The sequence below is a fragment of the Conyzicola sp. genome, assembly GCF_057073975.1.
Window position 1 is genome coordinate 19,916 of the sequence record NZ_JBXMIS010000121.1, and the last position, 15,324, is coordinate 35,239.

Here is a 15,324-nt window from a genome sequence, read left to right on the forward strand (position 1 = left end):
CCTAACCCTGCGCCGTTATCACTGTCGGGGGTTGACGGCCCTGATCGTCCATGCCGCACTCGACGACTCACCGGGCTGCAGCACGATGAGGTCGACGCCGGAATTGAATGCATCGGGTGGGCAGGTCATCGGCTCGACCGCGAGGCCGATGCGGTGGATGTCGGGGTTCGGCTGGTCTGCCGTGTGCACCTGCACCCACGGCAGCTCGTCACCCCACTCCATCTCGACCCCGGAGCCGTCGGCCGTCGTGACTCGCACGAGAGCCCGGCCATCCTCGTTCGGAATGATCGAGGTGAAGGCGTGGTCGATGAACACGTCGCCGACGGCACGCGGCACCCGAAAGTCGAAGGCGCCGTCGGCGTGGCTGACGACGTCCTCGATGCCGATGGGAATGAGGCGGTCCTCCGTGACGGTGAGCACCTCGGCGACCGGGAGGTCGAGCATCCAGTCGTCGACGCGGCCCTCGCCGGCAACGAGATATGGATGCGGACCGGTGCCGTACGGTGCCGCGTCCTTCCCGATGTTGCTGGCCGTCACGGTCGTCTCGAGGCCGTCGGCGGTGAGCTCCCACCGCACGCGCAGCAGCACGCGGAACGGGTAGCCGAATTGCGGAACGATCTCGGCGGCGAGAACCACATGGCTCTCGCTCTTCTCGATCTCCTGAAAGTCGAGCCAGCTGGCGAGCCCGTGCAGCGCATTGCCGCGCTCCGGCTCGGTGAGCGGCACCTGGTACTCGATGTCGTTGAACGTGTACTTGCCGTCGGCGATGCGGTTCGGCCATGGCGCGAGCGTGACACCGCGGTACTGCACGTGCATCTGGTCTGCGTCGAAAGGCACCACGAGGTCGCGGCCGTCGTGCTGCAACACGCGAAGGCTCGAGCCGATGCTGGCAATAACGGCTCGGTAGTCACCGAAGGCGATCTCGTACTGGGCGCCGGAGGTGGGGGTTGCGGTATTCACGGCGCTTACGTTACTCGACTAGTGCAGCGCGGAATCCGCCTCGGCGATTCGCCACTCGTGGAACCGCACGGTTAGTCCCGCTCGGCTCGGTGCGCACAGCATGGGGCCCGCGGTCGACGGCAGCTCCCATGGGATCACCCGCACCAGCTGGAACGGCTCACTGCCGGCCCGGGCGCGGAGTGTGATGGCGTCATCGGCCCAGCTCGCGCGAATGGTGACCCGCTGCCCCGCCCACGCTGGCACGGGAGCGACGGACCAGTCGCTGCGGCCGCGGGTGACGACGGCACCGACCTGCGGTTGGCCGTCGGCGAACTCGATGCCGGCCTTGATCCAGTTCTCGTCATCTGCCTTGAGCAGGATTCCCGCCTGGTCGAACTGCGCCTCGAAGGCCACCGTGAACTCGACTTCAACGGCCATCCCCTGGCCGAACGCCGCGAGCAGCCCGTGCTCTGTGTCGTGCACGAAGCCGTAGGCGGTGTGTCGCCACGCATCGCTGCCCTCGACGGCCGTGACCAGCAGGTCGCTGCCGTCGGCCGCAAGTGCAGCCGGCTCGGTGGTCCAGCTGCCGAACGCCCAGTCGATGCGCGTCATACCCGCCTCAGCCTCACCACGGGAATCTCGCGGTCGCCGGCGCGCTGCGCGTACGACTCGAACGCGCGGGAGCGTGCGGTGAATGCGGCCCAGGCTGCGTCGTACTCCGAGCCGTCGAGCTGGGTCGCGACGACATCCACCATCTCGCCACTTCCGATCTCGACGACGGCTGACGGGTGCGCGATGAGGTTGTGGAACCAGGCCGGATGCCGCGGGGCGCCGCCCGCAGAGGCCACAACCATCCAGCCGTCATCGGTTGCAATCGCCATGAGCGGATTCACCCGCTCCGCCCCGGAGCGCGCGCCGACGGTGTGCAGCAGCACAAGGCTGTCGCCGAAGCCCGCGGTCTCGACGTGGCCGCCGTTCGCGCGGAACTCGTTGATAATCGTCTGGTTGAAGTCGGCCACGCACCCATTGTCGCGGGTTACCCTGATCGCATGTCGAACCGCCGCCGCACAATCTCTGCGATCCTCGTTGCCATCGGGGCAATCGTCTACGGCGTCTCGCCGATCGATGTGCTGCCAGAGCTGCTCATGGGCCCACTCGGCTTCGGCGACGACATCGCGGTGCTGCTCGGTGCCGGCTTCGGCATCTGGAAGCTGCTGACCGGACGCAACCCGCGTGCCGCTGGGAACGGCAGCGGCGGAGTAACTCCGCCGCCTGCCGGTTGACTACCTCTGGTGCGCGAGGGGGGACTTGAACCCCCATGCCCTCACGGGCACACGGACCTGAACCGTGCGCGTCTGCCAATTTCGCCACTCGCGCTCACCAGTCGGCACCGTAGCGCCAACCGATTGAGATTAGCACAGGCAGGATTGGCCGTTGCCTCATCCTCACGGCGTAATTGCGGGGGCGTACAACTCAGTGCCATACCGTTGCGGCTAACATCGTTCCAGCACGGCCTACCGCGACCGAAGGAGAACCGTTGGGTCTTCTCGACAACTTTGAGAAGGGTCTTGAGCGCGCCGTCAACGGCGCATTCGCCAAGACCTTCAAGAGTGGTCTGCAGCCGGTCGAGATCACCGCGGCCCTCCGCCGCGAACTCGATACCAAGGCGGCGGTTGTCTCCCGCGACCGCATTCTCGTGCCGAACAAGTTCGTCGTGCGCCTTTCGCCAGACGACTACGAGCGCATCATCGGGCTCGGCGAGGCGCTCATCGACGAGCTGACGCAGCTGGTGCAGAGCCACGCGGCCGCACAGCGCTACAGCTTCGCCGGAGGCATCTCGATCAGTTTCGAGAACGCTCCGAACCTCACGCAGGGAATGATCGACATCCAGTCGGTCAACGTCAAAGGCGAGATCGCCTGGACCCCGGTGCTCGACATCGACGGAACCCACTACCCGATCGTGCGCTCGCGCACCGTCATCGGCCGCGGCACGGAGGCAGACATCACCGTCGACGACACGAGCATCTCGCGCAAGCACATCGAGATCCTGTGGGATGGCAAGCGCGGCCAGGTGAACGACCTCGGCTCGACGAATGGCGCGCTGCTCAACGGCCAGCCGGTCGTCAAGGCGCTGCTCGAGCCCGACTCCGTTATCGACATCGGCCGCACCCGCATCGTGTTCCGCGTGCTCGCGCAGGCGGCCTCGGAGGGACGCAGCTGATGGGCGAGCTGACGCTGTTCGTTCTCAAGGTCGGATTCCTCATCCTTATGTGGGTGTTCGTGTTCGTCATCCTGTTCACGCTGCGCAGCGACCTGTTCGGGCAGAAGACGCGCAAGCTGCCGTCCCCCGCCCAGGCTGCGCCGAGCTTCGCCCCCGCCGCACCGGCGCCCGCGCCCGCCAAGCCGAAGGCCACCCCCGCCCAGACGGGAACGGCGACGCGCCTCGTCGTCACCGCCGGCGCCAAGGAGGGCCTGGAGATCTCGCTGCCAGAGGAGCTGCTCACCATCGGGCGCTCCAGCGAATCCGACCTCGTCATTCGCGACGACTACACCTCGACCCATCATGCGCGGCTGCTGCTCGGCGCCACGGGCTGGATGGTCGAAGACCTCGACTCCACCAACGGAACAACCCTCGACGGCTCCCCGGTCAAGGCCCCGACGCTCGTGCCTCTCAACACTCCCGTCACCATCGGCACGACGACGTTCGAGCTCCGGCGGTAGTCCATGGCCCAGGCGAACAAGAGCGCAGCCGTCTCGCACGTCGGCAAGATCCGCAGCAACAACCAAGACAGCGGATACGCCGGGTCCCACCTCTTCGTCGTCGCCGACGGCATGGGCGGCCACGCGGGCGGCGACGTCGCCTCTGCACTGACCATCAAGCACGTCGCCACCATCGACCGGGCCTTCCCGACGGCGGAGGAGGCGGCAGAGGCACTTCGCTCGGCGCTTCTGGCCGCCAACGGCATCCTCACCGAGACGGTCTTCGACCACGGCGAGCTGACCGGCATGGGAACGACGGTGAGCGGGATGCTGCTCGTCGGCACCCGCGTCGCCGTCGCCCACATCGGCGACTCCCGCATCTACCGCCTCCGCGAGGGATCTCTCGAGCAGGTCACCAGCGACCACACCTTCGTGCAGCGCCTCGTCGACAGCGGCCGCATCACCGAGGAGGAGGCGGCGGTGCACCCGCGTCGCTCCGTGCTCATGCGCGTGCTCGGGGATGTCGACGCGACCCCAGAGATCGACACCCTCGTTCTCGACACCCAGGCCGGCGATCGCTGGCTGCTGTGCTCCGACGGTCTCAGCTCCTACGTGCCCGTCGACCGCATCACGACCGCCCTGAGCGTCGAGGCCGACGCGCAGTCGGCGGCAGAGAAGCTCGTCAAGGAGAGTCTCGACCAGGGTGCGCCAGACAACGTCACGGTGGTCGTCGTCGATATCGACGGCACCGGCAGCGCGGCGCACTCCCCCGCGGCCATGGTCGGCTCGGCCGCCGGCAGCCTCGGGTACGACGGCGACACCGGCAAGAAGCCGCTGCGCCTTCCCACGCTGCTGCTGCATCCACTCAAGGCAACCAAGCCAGACGACTCCCACTTCGAACCGGAGTCAGAGGAGTTCCTCGACGAGCTCATCATCGAGGACCGCCGCCGCGCACGCCGCCGCCGCATCGGACTCATAGTCATCATCAGCCTCGTCGTCGCCGCACTCGTCGCCGCTGCCCTCATCGGCTACCAGTACACGCAGCGCCAGTACTACGTCGGCGCCAACGGCGACAGTGTGGCGATCTACCAGGGGGTGCAGCAGAATATCGGCCCGTTCTCGCTGCACTCCGTGTTTCGCGACACGTCGCTGGAACTCGACGAACTGACCCCCTTCAACCGCCAGCGCATCGAGTCGACGATCAGCGCCAGCAGCCTCGCCGACGCCGAGCGAATAGTGAATCAGCTGATCGATGACAGCACCAAGTAGCGCCGCGGCCACGGCCGCGCGACCGACGTCGAACCCCGTTACGGGGTCGATCCGTATTCGCCTGCGTGCGCCGTCACGGCTGCGCAACATCGAGCTCCTGCTTCTGGTGTTCGCGTGCGTCATCAACACGGTGACGATCCTGCTCGTGCAGCTCGGGGTGAAGGGGTCGATCGACTGGACTCTTGCCACTCTCGGTTTCGGCTTGTCGGTGCTGGTGTTCGCGATGCACGTCGCGCTTCGCATCGTCGCGACCAACGCCGACCCGTTCATCCTTCCGATCGCGACAGTGCTCAACGGGCTTGGCATCGCGATGATCTACCGCCTCGACCTCGGCGACGGCTACGAGGGGTGGCAGAGCGCTGGCATTCGGCAGATCGCCTGGACCGCGATCGCGATCACCCTTGCGATCGTCGTGATCGCGGTGCTGCGCAACCACCGCGTGCTGCAGAAGTACCGCTTCACCGCGATGTTCATCGGAGCCGCGCTGCTGGTTCTTCCCGCACTGCCGTTCTTCCGGCCGGTCAACGGGGCCCACATCTGGATCCAGCTCGGCCCGCTCAACTTCCAGCCGGCCGAGGTCGGCAAGATCGCCCTCGCGGTGTTCTTCGCCGGGTATCTCGTGACCGCGCGCGACTCCCTCTCGATGGTCGGACGCCGCGTTCTCTGGATGACGTTCCCGCGCGCCCGCGATCTCGGCCCCATCCTCGTCGTCTTCTTTGCCGCCATGGTCGTGCTCGTCTGGCAGCGCGACCTCGGAACCTCGTTGCTCTACTTCGGCCTCTTCCTCGTGATGCTCTACGTTGCGACGGGTCGGGCGAGCTGGATCGTGCTCGGGGTGAGCCTGTTCGTCTCCGGTGCCCTCATCGCCAGCCAGGTGCTCGGCTACGTCGGCAAGCGGTTCGACACGTGGCTCGACGCGTTCGACCAGGACAACTACGAGGCATCCGGAGGCAGCTACCAGCTGCTGCAGGGAATGTTCGGTCTCGCCAACGGCGGGGTCATCGGCACGGGCCTCGGCCAGGGACGTCCCGGCATCGTGCCCCTCGCCGAGAGCGACTACATCATCGCGAGCCTCGGTGAAGAGCTCGGCCTGATCGGGCTGTTCGCCATCCTGTGCCTCTACCTGCTGCTCGTGTCCCGCGGCTTCCGCATCGGCTTCGCCGGACAGGATGACTTCGGTCGCCTTCTTGCCGTTGGCCTCGCGTTCGTCATCGGCCTCCAGGTGTTCATCGTCATCGGCGGCGTGACGCGGGTCATCCCGCTCACCGGACTCACCACGCCGTTCCTCGCCGCGGGCGGATCCTCGCTCGTCGCCAACTGGATCATCGTTGCGCTGCTGCTTCGCCTGTCTGACACCGTGCGCAACGAGCCGCGGGCGGTGATCGAATGAACAAGGAACTCCGTCGCGTCAGCATCGTGATCGTGCTCATGTTCACGACGCTCTTCCTGTCGACCTCGATCATCCAGGTATTCGCCGTCGACAGCCTGAGCAGCGACAGCCGCAACGTGCGCGTGCTCTACGACAGCTTCTCCACCGAGCGCGGACCCATCCTCGTCGACGGCGTTGCAGTCGCAGAGTCGGTGCCCGTCGACGACGCGTACTCCTACCTCCGGGTCTACTCGAACGGGCCACTGTATGCACCCGTCACCGGATACCTCACGCTCAACCAGGGCAACACCGGCATAGAGGACGCCTACAACGAGTACCTGAGCGGCTCGTCCAACGAGCTCTTCATGGATCAGGTCAACGCGCTCTTCACCGGCAAGGACCCGGCCGGCGCCTCCGTCGAGCTGACCATCGACCCCGTCGTGCAGCAGGCGGCGTGGGATGCGATGGGCGATAACACCGGCGCGATCGTCGCCATCGACCCGACCACGGGCGCCATCCTCGCCATGGTCTCGAAGACGTCGTACGACCCGAACACGCTATCGGCCCACGAGACGGGTGCCGAGATCATCACCCGCTACAAAGACCTGCTGGCCAACCCGGCCAAGCCGCTCATCAACCGTGCGATCGCCGGCGACCTGTACCGCCCGGGGTCGACGTTCAAGATCCTCGTCGCGGCGGCTGCGATCGAGAGCGGCCAGTACACGCCGGAATCGGAGTTCCCGAACCCGCGCACGCTTCAGCTGCCGCAGTCCAGCTCCGTCATCTCCAACGTCGAGGGCGGTTCGTGCGGTGGAACAGAGACGGCGACGATCGCCACGGCTCTTCGACTCTCGTGCAACATCCCGTTCGCGCAGCTCGGGGTCGCCCTTGGCGAAGACCAGATTCGGTCGGTGGCAGAAGGATTCGGATTCGGCTCGCAGATCGACATCCCTATGGCAGCAACGCCGAGTGTCTACCCGAGCGGTATGGACGACGCGCAGCTCATGCTCTCCTCGTTCGGCCAGTTCGACGACAAGGTCACGCCCCTGCAGATGGCGATGGTGGTAGCCGGCATCTCGAACGGCGGAACGGTCATGCAGCCGACCGTCGTTGAGCGGGTCGTCGGTGACGACCTCACCGTCATCCAGGACTTCGAGCCGACCGTGTACGGAAACCCGATCAGCGAGTCGACAGCGTCGACTCTTACTCAGATGCTGGTCAACGGAGTGGCCAACGGCGCGGCCAGTAATGCAAGAATTAGCGGTATCGATGTAGCTGGCAAGACCGGCACTGCTGAGAACGGCGATGGTGAGCCGTACACTCTCTGGTTCACCGGTTTCGCCCCGGCTGTCAACCCGCAGGTCGCGATAGCAGTCGTCATTGAGAACAGCGGTGGACGCACGAGCAATGCCTTCGGAAACACCGTGGCAGCCCCAATGGCAAAGAAAGTGATCGAGGCGGTGCTGAGCAGATGAGACCCACAAGCGGCCTCACCTTCGGTGGTCGATACCAGCTGTCGAGTCGCGTCGCCATCGGCGGCATGGGCGAGGTCTGGCAGGCAACCGACCTCGTCATCGGACGCACCGTTGCGATCAAGATCCTCAAAGACGAGTACCTCGGCGACCCCGGCTTCCTCGAGCGGTTCCGTGCAGAGGCCCGTCACGCAGCGCTCGTGAACCACGAGGGCATCGCCAACGTCTTCGACTACGGCGAGGAGGATGGCTCCGCCTTCCTCGTGATGGAGCTCGTGCCGGGCGAGGCACTCAGCGCGATCATCGAGCGGGAGCGCGTGCTCACCACCGACCGCGTGCTCGACATCGTCGCGCAGACGGCCATGGCGCTCCAGGCAGCCCACGCCGCCGGTCTCGTGCACAGAGACATCAAGCCGGGCAACCTGTTGATCACCCCGGATGGCCGGGTCAAGATCACCGACTTCGGCATCGCCCGCATCGCCGACCAGGTTCCACTCACCGCGACCGGCCAGGTCATGGGCACAGTGCAGTACCTCTCGCCGGAGCAGGCGAGCGGGCATCCGGCCTCCCCGAGCACCGACGTCTACTCGCTCGGAATCGTCGCCTACGAGATGCTCGCCGGCCGTCGCCCGTTCACGGGTGAGTCGCAGGTGGCCATCGCCATGGCGCAGATCAACGAGACCCCGCCAGAACTGCCGTCGAGTGTGCCAGAGCCCGTGCGCAACCTCGTCTACTCGAGCATTGCGAAGAAGCCGGCCGATCGGCCTGCCTCGGCGGCCCACTTCGCCCGCGCGGCCCAGTCGCTTCGCCGCGGGGATGTCAACGCGGCCGCCGCCGCCGTTCCCGGCATCATCGGTGCCGGGTCCCTCGCCGCAACTGCTGGTGCCAACTACGGCCGCAACGAGGATCCAACTCGCCTGCTGCCGACGACCGTGGCCACCCCGACAGAGCCGCCACGCAAGCGCAACCCGTGGACCTGGCCGCTCATCGCCCTCATCGCCGTGCTCGCCGTCGTGCTCATCGGCATCATCATCGCCTTGCTCGCCAATCCCGATGAGAAGCCAACCCCGTCGGGTTCCCCGAGCGTCTCCTCGACGCCAAGCGCGTCTCCAACCCCGACTGCTGCGCCGATCACCATCGCCCTTGCCGATGTCGAGGGCCTCACCAAGGCACAGGTCACCCAGGTGCTCGAAGACAAGGGACTGCAGCTCGACGCGGTCGACGGGCGCTCCGCACCATCCAGTGACCTCGTCGGCACCGCCTATGCGATCAACCCGGAGGGTCGGGTCTCGAAGAACCAGGTGATCGCCGTCACCTTCTACTCGCCCATCCCCACGCCGCCGAAGCCGACAACGGTAAGCCCGGGCAACAGCGAACAGGACGCGGGCTCCGACCTCGACGTGAACTGGGCGGCCTACACCGGATGCCCCACCGGCTTCCCCTTGTCTGGCTACACCTTCACCGTCAGCAACGCCACACCGTCGGCGACGGAGATCCCGGCGGGAACGACGACGCTGACGCTCACCTTCCCCGACGTCGAGGCCACCTCGACGATCAGCTACGTCGTCCACTGCGGTGAGCTGAACTCGCCGTCGTCCGATGTCGTCACCTACACGGTCATCCTCCCGTAGGAGGCCCGCTCGAACCCGGGCCGTTACACTGAACGAGCATGTTCGCGGCTGCCAAGGAGAACTTTGTGACTGATGGAGTGACGCAGGGCACCGCCCTGCTCGCCGGCCGCTACCAGGTCGGCACCCTCATTGGCCGCGGCGGGATGGCCGACGTGCACGTCGGTCTCGACTCGCGACTCGGCCGCAAGGTCGCAATCAAGCTTCTCAAGCCGTCGTTGGCGTCCGATCCCGCGTTCCGGGTGCGCTTCCGTCGTGAGGCGCAGGACGCGGCGAAGATGGCCCACCCCACGATCGTGCGCATCTTCGACGCCGGGGAGGAGACCGTCACCGACGCGAACGGCTCCGAGGTGCAGGCACCCTTCATCATCATGGAGTACGTCGAGGGCCGACCGCTCTCCGAGATCATCGCCGGCGGCCCCCTCGACCCCGACGAGGCGCTGCGCATCACCGAGGGTGTGCTCACCGCTCTCGAGTACTCGCACCGCGCGGGCGTCATCCACCGCGATATCAAGCCGGCCAATGTCATGGTCACCTCGAGCGGCCAGATCAAGGTCATGGACTTCGGCATCGCACGAGCGGTCGCCGAGTCGTCTGCCACCATCGCCCAGACCAGCACGATCATGGGAACCGCCCAGTACTTCTCGCCAGAGCAGGCACGGGGAGAAGCCGTCGACGCCCGCACCGACCTGTACTCCACCGGCATCATGCTGTTCGAGATGCTCACCGGTCGGGCTCCGTTCGTCGACGACAATCCGGTCGCGGTCGCCTACCAGCACGTCAACCAGGCGGTGATCCCGCCGAGCGCCGTCAACGCCAAGGTGTCTCCCGCGGTCGACGCCGTCGTGCTTCGCTCCGTCGCCAAGGATCGCTTCAACCGCTTCCAGAGTGCCGCCGAGTTCCGCGAGGCGGTCGCGGCTGCCCGCGCCGGAACCCTCTCTGCCCGCCGAGGCCATGGAGCCGACGAGTTCAACTCCGCCCTGTTCGGCGTCAACCCGAGCGTCACGGCAGGAGCAGAGGCAACCTTCCGGCAGTTGACGGTGTCTGACGACGAGCGCGTCGTTCGCACCCAGCAGCGCCCGCCGGTCGCCTGGCTCTGGGGTGGCGTCGCCGTTCTGATCGTCGTGGTCGCATCCGTGCTGGTCTGGACGCTCAGCCTCACGCAGTCCGACCTCGGCAACAACCTCGCCGTCACGGTGCCCGACGTGCTGAACCAGAGTTTCGAAACCGGTGAGGCTGCGCTCATCAAGGCGAAGCTCGTGCCAGAGCGCATCGACGTGCCCAACGATGACACGATCGAGGGAACCATCCTCGAGACCGACCCGCCCGCCGGCGAGAAGGTGCGCCTCCAGGAGGTCATCAAGGTCTACGTCTCGTCGGGTCCCGCAAAGGTCGCGATTCCCCAGATCGTCGGAGTGGCGCAGGCGGATGCAGAGCTAGTGATCACGAATGCGGGCTTCACCGTCGGGTCGGTGACAACATCCCATTCGCCCAGTCAGGCAGCCGGGCTGGTCATGTCGCAGAGTCCATCGGCCAACGACACGGCGTCGAAGGGCACCGCGATCGACTTTGTCGTATCCGACGGGCTCGTGACGATTCCCGACGTGACTGGCAAGCCGATCGGCGAGGCGTCGTCGACACTTCAGGCACTGCAGCTTCAGGTGACGACCCAGGCCGACCTTGGCTGCACCGGTGGCACTGTTTCCAGTCAGTCGATCATCGGTGACCAGGCGCAGCGATCGCCGATAACGATCAAGTACTGCGGCGGCGTCTAAGCGAAGCGCACGAGGGGCGTGAGCCCCTTGGCTGTCTCTGCGGCCTGCGGCAGTCCTGCGACGGCGAGCCAGTTGCCCAGCATGCGATAGCCGCCCTCGGTGAGCACCGACTCCGGGTGAAACTGCACACCGTAGATCGGAGCACTCTCGTGCTGCACCCCCATGATGACGCCGCCCGCCGTCTTCGAGGTGACGGTGAGCTCTTCCGGCATGGTCGAGTCGACGATTGCGAGTGAGTGGTACCTCGTTGCAGTGAAGGGCTGGGGCACACCGTCGTAGAAGGCACTGCTGTCGTGCTCGATGAGAGATGTCTTGCCGTGCATGAGCTCGTCTGCGTGGGTGACGACTCCGCCGAGGGCCTCGGCGATGGCCTGATGTCCAAGGCAGACACCGAGCAGCGGGGTGCCCGCGGCGAGCGCGGCGTGAACGATTGGAATGGACACGCCCGCATCGGCGGGGGTGCCCGGGCCTGGCGACAACAGCACGGCATCGAAATCCGCGATGTAGTCGGCTGCCTCATCGGCGCTGAATGCGTCGTTGCGCACGACAGTCGTCTCTGCCCCCAGCTGCAGGAGGTATCCGTTGAGTGTGTAGACGAAGCTGTCGTAGTTATCGACGACGAGTACGTGGGTCATTCTTCTACGATCACATCCTGCGGAGTCGTCAACGAGTCGATAAGCGGAAAGACCCATAGTACGAGAACGGTCAGCAGTGCCGCTGCCATCACGACGAGGATGATGACCCGCAGCCAGACCGGACCGGGCAGTGCTCGCCACAGTGCCGCATACATCAGCGCGCCTCCGATGCCGTGACGAGGCTCGCGATCTCAGCCGGAGCTCCACCGTCTCTCGGGTACCACGAGTCGTAGACGCCGTAGGCGATGATGCGCTCGGCCGACGAGAGGAACGGGTTGCAGGTCGTGAGCGTGATCAGGCGCTGCGTCGGCTGCGCGTCTGGCTGCTGGGGAACGGGAAGGATAACGCCGACGCCCGTTGGCTTCACGTACTCCAGACTACGGAAGATGTACTTGTACCAGCCGTCCTTGGTCTCGACGTAGATGGCATCGCCGATGACGAGCTGGTGGATGTTGTGGAACGACCCGCCATAGGCGGTGCGATGCGCAGAGAGGGCGACATTGCCGATGCCGCCCGGCATCGCGGACGAGGGGTAGTGACCGGTGCCGAGTGCGGCATTGTTGAGCACGGAGTTGCCGACTCCCTCGGCGATAGGACGTTTGAAGTCGACACCGAGGCGGGGAACGATGAGGTTCGCGAACGACACGTTCTCCTTCGGCGCAGCCATGACGACAGGTTCGCCCGTGCCAGGCTGCACAGCGGGGTCCTCGGGGGTCGGTGCCGACTCCTCCCACTCCTCGCTCAGCTGCTCTGCGGCCTGCTGCTGGGAGGCTCCGAAGATGATGTCGTTCAGCCAGAGCTGCCAGCCGAGGAACAGCAGCACCAGCACCCCGCCGGTGATGAGCAGCTCGCCCAGCACTCCAACGAGGCTGAGCCGCTTGCGGGCCCGCCGCTGGGCGGCCCGCGGTGCGGTCACGAGCTCGTCAGTCATTCCTTGATTCTACGGTTGACGAGCGGGGCGAGAGACGAGCTCGATGCCTTCGCATATGGATTAGGGCTAGAATTCCCTGCATGGCCCGCACTTCAGCACGCACCACGTCCGATTCGACCCCCAAGGTGCAGTCTGGCGATCCCGTTCCCAATGCAGTCTGGTTCAAGCCGGTCATGTTCGGGTTCATGCTCGTCGGCCTCGCCTGGATCATCGTTTACTACATGAGCCAGACTTCGCTTCCGATCGCCTCGCTGGGAACGTGGAACATCGTCGTCGGTTTCGGCATCATGTTCGTCGGCTTCCTCATGACGATGCGCTGGCGCTAACCCGCCACACTGCACGGAACCCCCCGACTGAGGGTGATTCGAGTTACATCCGTGTAATTATCCCCATTGTGGACTGGCCTGTGGAGAACTCTCAGCGCACCAGCACAAGGGCGGCGATGAGCACGAGCGCGCCCACGATACCGGCTACCGCCATGGTGCGCTGCCGCTGCTGACGAATGGCTCCGAAGCGAAGGTAGACCGCGGTCAGCGCGAGTCCGGCTACGAGCCCCCCGATGTTGGCCTGCCACGTACTGCCGATGACGAAGCCGAGAACGAGGAACAAGCCGAGCATGACGAGCAAGCCGGTGACGTTGCCGCCTTGCGACCGGGAGTAGACAATGATCGCCCCGAACATTCCCCACACCACCGGACCAGTGCCGATGAGCGCTCCGGCAGGCACGAAGACCAGCATCGCGACAGCCCCGGCCATGGCAGACACGAGAAACAGGTTGACGAATCTGCTGCGCCCGAGCATCTGCTCGATCTGTCGACCGATCAGGAACATGATCAGGCCATCGAGCAGAAGTGAGAACGGGCTGACATGCACGAACGGGTAGGTGAGAACCGTCCATGGCTGCAGGATGGTGGCGAACGGGAAGTAAGCCAGTGACGCAATCGCCCCCGGTATCAGCCCGACAGCGAAGAAGACCACCATCAGAGCCAGCACTGCATATGTCGCAAGCGGGCGATCCGTGCCGCTGCGCCAGGCGCGTGCGGCGCGTACCGCAGCCGGCCGCTGCCTCGGAGCGTTCTGACGCGCGGTCTTCACGCAGTCAGGGCAGTGCACTCCAACGGAGGCCTGGGTCTGGCACGCAGTGCAGACGGTCTTGCCACACCGCTGGCAGAGGATGAAGCTCTGCCGGTCGGGGTGCCGGTAGCAGTAGTTCTCCCGGTCGTACGGAAGGTCTGACACGAAGGGCGCTAGACCTGCTCGACGGTGACCGAGCGGATGACGACGTCGTCGAGCGGCTTGTCGCGCCCATCGGTCGGCACAGCCTCGATCGCGTCGACGACCCGCTTGGACTCCTCGTCGGCGACGAAGCCGAAGATGGTGTGCTTGCCCTGCAGCCACGGGGTGGGAACTGTCGTGATGAAGAACTGTGAGCCGTTGGTGCCCTTGCCTCCGCGTGTGCCGGCGTTCGCCATGGCGAGCACGTAGGGCTCGTTGAACGTGAGCTCTGGGTGGATCTCGTCGTCGAACTCGAAGCCGGGGCCGCCGACGCCCTGGCCGAGCGGGTCGCCACCCTGCAGCATGAACTGCTTGATGATGCGGTGGAAGATGACGCCGTCGTAGAGGGGCGTTCCGACCTTCTTCTCTCCGGTCGCCGGGTGGGTCCACTCAATGGATCCGGTGGCGAGGCCCTCGAAGTTGGCAACCGTCTTCGGTGCGTGGTTGCCGAGGATGTTGACCCGGATGTCGCCGAGAGATGTAGAAATGGTGGCTACGGAAGTGTGCAGAGGCATTCGACAATTCTTGCACAGAGCGCCCAGCCCCTCCGGGGAGGCACACATGCACCTCACAGCTTGTCCGCCTCGCGTTCGCGGGGTTGCGTGGAAGGATAAGGCTGTACACGTACACCGACACGGAGGTTCTCATGGGACTGTCACGCAAGCGCCAGCGGGAATTGAATCGGCTCAAGCACCAGACGGAAGAGCTGCTCGCTGACCAGCGCGAAGTACTCGAGCACGCCTCCAAGGTCGTGCGCAGTGCCAGCCGCCAGGCGGCGAACTACGCTCGCGAAGAGGTAGCGCCCCGCGTGCGAGAGACGTTCGACGACCGGGTTCGTCCCGCGGTGCGCCACGGCCTCGAGGCCACCCGCTCTGCCGCGCACTCTGGTCGCGAGAAGGTCGCTGACGACGTCATCCCCGCGCTGACCAGCGCACTGGGCGTCGCCATCGCGGCGCTCGAGTCCGGCAAGCGCAAGGCGCAGCTCACCGCGTCGAAGACGGGGCTCGTTGAGCCTCCCAAGTCGTCATCCGGCCCAGCCAAGTACATCGTGCTTGGTGTCGCGATCGTTGCCGTCGCGGGTGTCGCGTACGCGGCATGGCAGACGCTGCGCGCCGACGACTCCCTCTGGGTTGAAGACGAGCCAGAGCCAGAAGAGGCAGACGACGAGTTGGTAGGGGTCGAACCCTCAGCCAGAACCACAAAAGACCCGGGGCCAGTGGCCTCGGGTCTTTTCCTTGCGCCCACAAAAGTGTCGGCGGGAGTTTCAACCGCGGCCGCCGCAGGAGCGGCGGGGCGGATGAATATCGTGTGGAGCCTAGGAGAATCGAACT

At 65.8% G+C, this 15,324-nt stretch carries 18 protein-coding genes and 1 tRNA gene; 10 read left to right on the forward strand and 9 right to left on the reverse strand.

Features of this window, described 5'->3' with window-relative positions; all coding sequences use genetic code 11:
• Window positions 1–18: 18 nt before the first annotated feature.
• The 3 genes from AC14A7_RS11085 to AC14A7_RS11095 are packed head-to-tail and all read right to left on the reverse strand — an operon-like array spanning window position 19 to window position 1,958.
• Entirely contained in the window at window positions 19–960 is a 942-nt protein-coding gene (locus AC14A7_RS11085) for an aldose 1-epimerase family protein (RefSeq protein WP_484009005.1), read from the reverse strand.
• Between the two features lie 18 nt (window positions 961–978).
• On the reverse strand, window positions 979–1,551 hold the full coding sequence (locus AC14A7_RS11090) for a DUF1349 domain-containing protein (protein WP_484009007.1): 573 nt from the start codon (window positions 1,549–1,551) through the stop codon (window positions 979–981).
• The gene (locus tag AC14A7_RS11095) at window positions 1,548–1,958 is read right to left on the reverse strand and encodes a nitroreductase/quinone reductase family protein (RefSeq protein ID WP_484009009.1); all 411 of its coding nucleotides are present in this window, start codon (window positions 1,956–1,958) and stop codon (window positions 1,548–1,550) included. Before AC14A7_RS11095 ends, AC14A7_RS11090 begins: the two co-directional genes overlap by 4 nt.
• Window positions 1,959–1,988: 30 nt before the next feature.
• Here AC14A7_RS11095 and AC14A7_RS11100 point away from each other — a divergent pair, with 30 nt between their 5' ends.
• Window positions 1,989–2,222 (forward strand): YkvA family protein, encoded by a 234-nt coding sequence (locus tag AC14A7_RS11100; protein WP_484009011.1) that lies wholly within the window; start codon window positions 1,989–1,991, stop codon window positions 2,220–2,222.
• A gap of 7 nt (window positions 2,223–2,229) precedes the next feature.
• Here the strand turns inward: AC14A7_RS11100 and AC14A7_RS11105 are convergent.
• A tRNA-Leu gene (locus AC14A7_RS11105) sits at window positions 2,230–2,316 on the reverse strand.
• Between the two features lie 160 nt (window positions 2,317–2,476).
• Between AC14A7_RS11105 and AC14A7_RS11110 the strand changes: the two genes are divergently transcribed.
• The 7 genes from AC14A7_RS11110 (at window position 2,477) to pknB (ending at window position 11,152) form a co-directional block, all read left to right on the forward strand.
• The gene (locus AC14A7_RS11110) at window positions 2,477–3,160 is read left to right on the forward strand and encodes an FhaA domain-containing protein (protein WP_484009013.1); all 684 of its coding nucleotides are present in this window, start codon (window positions 2,477–2,479) and stop codon (window positions 3,158–3,160) included.
• Window positions 3,160–3,660 (forward strand): FHA domain-containing protein FhaB/FipA, encoded by a 501-nt coding sequence (locus AC14A7_RS11115; RefSeq protein WP_484009015.1) that lies wholly within the window; start codon window positions 3,160–3,162, stop codon window positions 3,658–3,660. Before AC14A7_RS11110 ends, AC14A7_RS11115 begins: the two co-directional genes overlap by 1 nt.
• Before the next feature lie 3 nt (window positions 3,661–3,663).
• Window positions 3,664–4,908, forward strand: a complete 1,245-nt coding sequence (locus AC14A7_RS11120; RefSeq protein ID WP_484009017.1) for a PP2C family protein-serine/threonine phosphatase — start codon at window positions 3,664–3,666, stop codon at window positions 4,906–4,908.
• Window positions 4,892–6,298 carry an FtsW/RodA/SpoVE family cell cycle protein gene (locus AC14A7_RS11125; RefSeq protein ID WP_484009019.1) on the forward strand — a complete coding sequence of 469 codons (1,407 nt, stop codon included), beginning with the start codon at window positions 4,892–4,894 and terminating at the stop codon, window positions 6,296–6,298. The genes AC14A7_RS11120 and AC14A7_RS11125 overlap by 17 nt, the downstream gene beginning before the upstream one ends.
• Window positions 6,295–7,752, forward strand: coding sequence for a peptidoglycan D,D-transpeptidase FtsI family protein (locus tag AC14A7_RS11130; protein WP_484009021.1), 1,458 nt, complete (start codon window positions 6,295–6,297; stop codon window positions 7,750–7,752). Before AC14A7_RS11125 ends, AC14A7_RS11130 begins: the two co-directional genes overlap by 4 nt.
• Window positions 7,749–9,380, forward strand: coding sequence for a protein kinase domain-containing protein (locus AC14A7_RS11135; protein ID WP_484009023.1), 1,632 nt, complete (start codon window positions 7,749–7,751; stop codon window positions 9,378–9,380). The genes AC14A7_RS11130 and AC14A7_RS11135 overlap by 4 nt, the downstream gene beginning before the upstream one ends.
• Window positions 9,381–9,445: 65 nt before the next feature.
• Window positions 9,446–11,152, forward strand: coding sequence for a Stk1 family PASTA domain-containing Ser/Thr kinase (pknB, locus tag AC14A7_RS11140; protein WP_484009025.1), 1,707 nt, complete (start codon window positions 9,446–9,448; stop codon window positions 11,150–11,152).
• Here pknB and AC14A7_RS11145 read toward each other — a convergent pair.
• From AC14A7_RS11145 to AC14A7_RS11155, 3 genes are read right to left on the reverse strand one after another with little or no spacing between them, the layout of a single operon-like run.
• Window positions 11,149–11,787, reverse strand: a complete 639-nt coding sequence (locus AC14A7_RS11145) for an anthranilate synthase component II (RefSeq protein ID WP_484009027.1) — start codon at window positions 11,785–11,787, stop codon at window positions 11,149–11,151. The two genes, pknB and AC14A7_RS11145, sit on opposite strands and share 4 nt — an antisense overlap.
• Window positions 11,784–11,942 carry a hypothetical protein gene (locus AC14A7_RS11150; RefSeq protein WP_484009029.1) on the reverse strand — a complete coding sequence of 53 codons (159 nt, stop codon included), beginning with the start codon at window positions 11,940–11,942 and terminating at the stop codon, window positions 11,784–11,786. The genes AC14A7_RS11145 and AC14A7_RS11150 overlap by 4 nt, the downstream gene beginning before the upstream one ends.
• On the reverse strand, window positions 11,942–12,718 hold the full coding sequence (locus tag AC14A7_RS11155; RefSeq protein WP_484009031.1) for a class E sortase: 777 nt from the start codon (window positions 12,716–12,718) through the stop codon (window positions 11,942–11,944). Before AC14A7_RS11155 ends, AC14A7_RS11150 begins: the two co-directional genes overlap by 1 nt.
• An 80-nt stretch (window positions 12,719–12,798) precedes the next feature.
• Here AC14A7_RS11155 and AC14A7_RS11160 point away from each other — a divergent pair, with 80 nt between their 5' ends.
• The gene (locus AC14A7_RS11160) at window positions 12,799–13,044 is read left to right on the forward strand and encodes a cell division protein CrgA (RefSeq protein ID WP_484009033.1); all 246 of its coding nucleotides are present in this window, start codon (window positions 12,799–12,801) and stop codon (window positions 13,042–13,044) included.
• 91 nt (window positions 13,045–13,135) lie between these two features.
• Here the strand turns inward: AC14A7_RS11160 and AC14A7_RS11165 are convergent, their stop codons facing one another.
• Entirely contained in the window at window positions 13,136–13,957 is an 822-nt protein-coding gene (locus AC14A7_RS11165) for a rhomboid family intramembrane serine protease (protein ID WP_484009035.1), read from the reverse strand.
• A gap of 8 nt (window positions 13,958–13,965) precedes the next feature.
• Window positions 13,966–14,508 carry a peptidylprolyl isomerase gene (locus AC14A7_RS11170; protein WP_484009037.1) on the reverse strand — a complete coding sequence of 181 codons (543 nt, stop codon included), beginning with the start codon at window positions 14,506–14,508 and terminating at the stop codon, window positions 13,966–13,968.
• Between the two features lie 131 nt (window positions 14,509–14,639).
• On the opposite strand from AC14A7_RS11170, the gene AC14A7_RS11175 reads away from it, so the two are divergent.
• Window positions 14,640–15,324: hypothetical protein (locus AC14A7_RS11175; protein ID WP_484009038.1), on the forward strand; the 685-nt coding region annotated here is incomplete at its 3' end.

Coding starts and splice junctions, on each gene's coding strand:
- AC14A7_RS11090 (WP_484009007.1), bottom strand. CDS start 1,551: ATGACGCGCATCGACTGGGCGTTCGGCAGCTGGACCACCGAGCCGGCT.
- AC14A7_RS11100 (WP_484009011.1), top strand. CDS start 1,989: ATGTCGAACCGCCGCCGCACAATCTCTGCGATCCTCGTTGCCATCGGG.
- AC14A7_RS11115 (WP_484009015.1), top strand. CDS start 3,160: ATGGGCGAGCTGACGCTGTTCGTTCTCAAGGTCGGATTCCTCATCCTT.
- AC14A7_RS11120 (WP_484009017.1), top strand. CDS start 3,664: ATGGCCCAGGCGAACAAGAGCGCAGCCGTCTCGCACGTCGGCAAGATC.
- AC14A7_RS11125 (WP_484009019.1), top strand. CDS start 4,892: ATGACAGCACCAAGTAGCGCCGCGGCCACGGCCGCGCGACCGACGTCG.
- AC14A7_RS11130 (WP_484009021.1), top strand. CDS start 6,295: ATGAACAAGGAACTCCGTCGCGTCAGCATCGTGATCGTGCTCATGTTC.
- AC14A7_RS11135 (WP_484009023.1), top strand. CDS start 7,749: ATGAGACCCACAAGCGGCCTCACCTTCGGTGGTCGATACCAGCTGTCG.
- AC14A7_RS11145 (WP_484009027.1), bottom strand. CDS start 11,787: ATGACCCACGTACTCGTCGTCGATAACTACGACAGCTTCGTCTACACA.
- AC14A7_RS11150 (WP_484009029.1), bottom strand. CDS start 11,942: ATGTATGCGGCACTGTGGCGAGCACTGCCCGGTCCGGTCTGGCTGCGG.
- AC14A7_RS11155 (WP_484009031.1), bottom strand. CDS start 12,718: ATGACTGACGAGCTCGTGACCGCACCGCGGGCCGCCCAGCGGCGGGCC.
- AC14A7_RS11160 (WP_484009033.1), top strand. CDS start 12,799: ATGGCCCGCACTTCAGCACGCACCACGTCCGATTCGACCCCCAAGGTG.
- AC14A7_RS11170 (WP_484009037.1), bottom strand. CDS start 14,508: ATGCCTCTGCACACTTCCGTAGCCACCATTTCTACATCTCTCGGCGAC.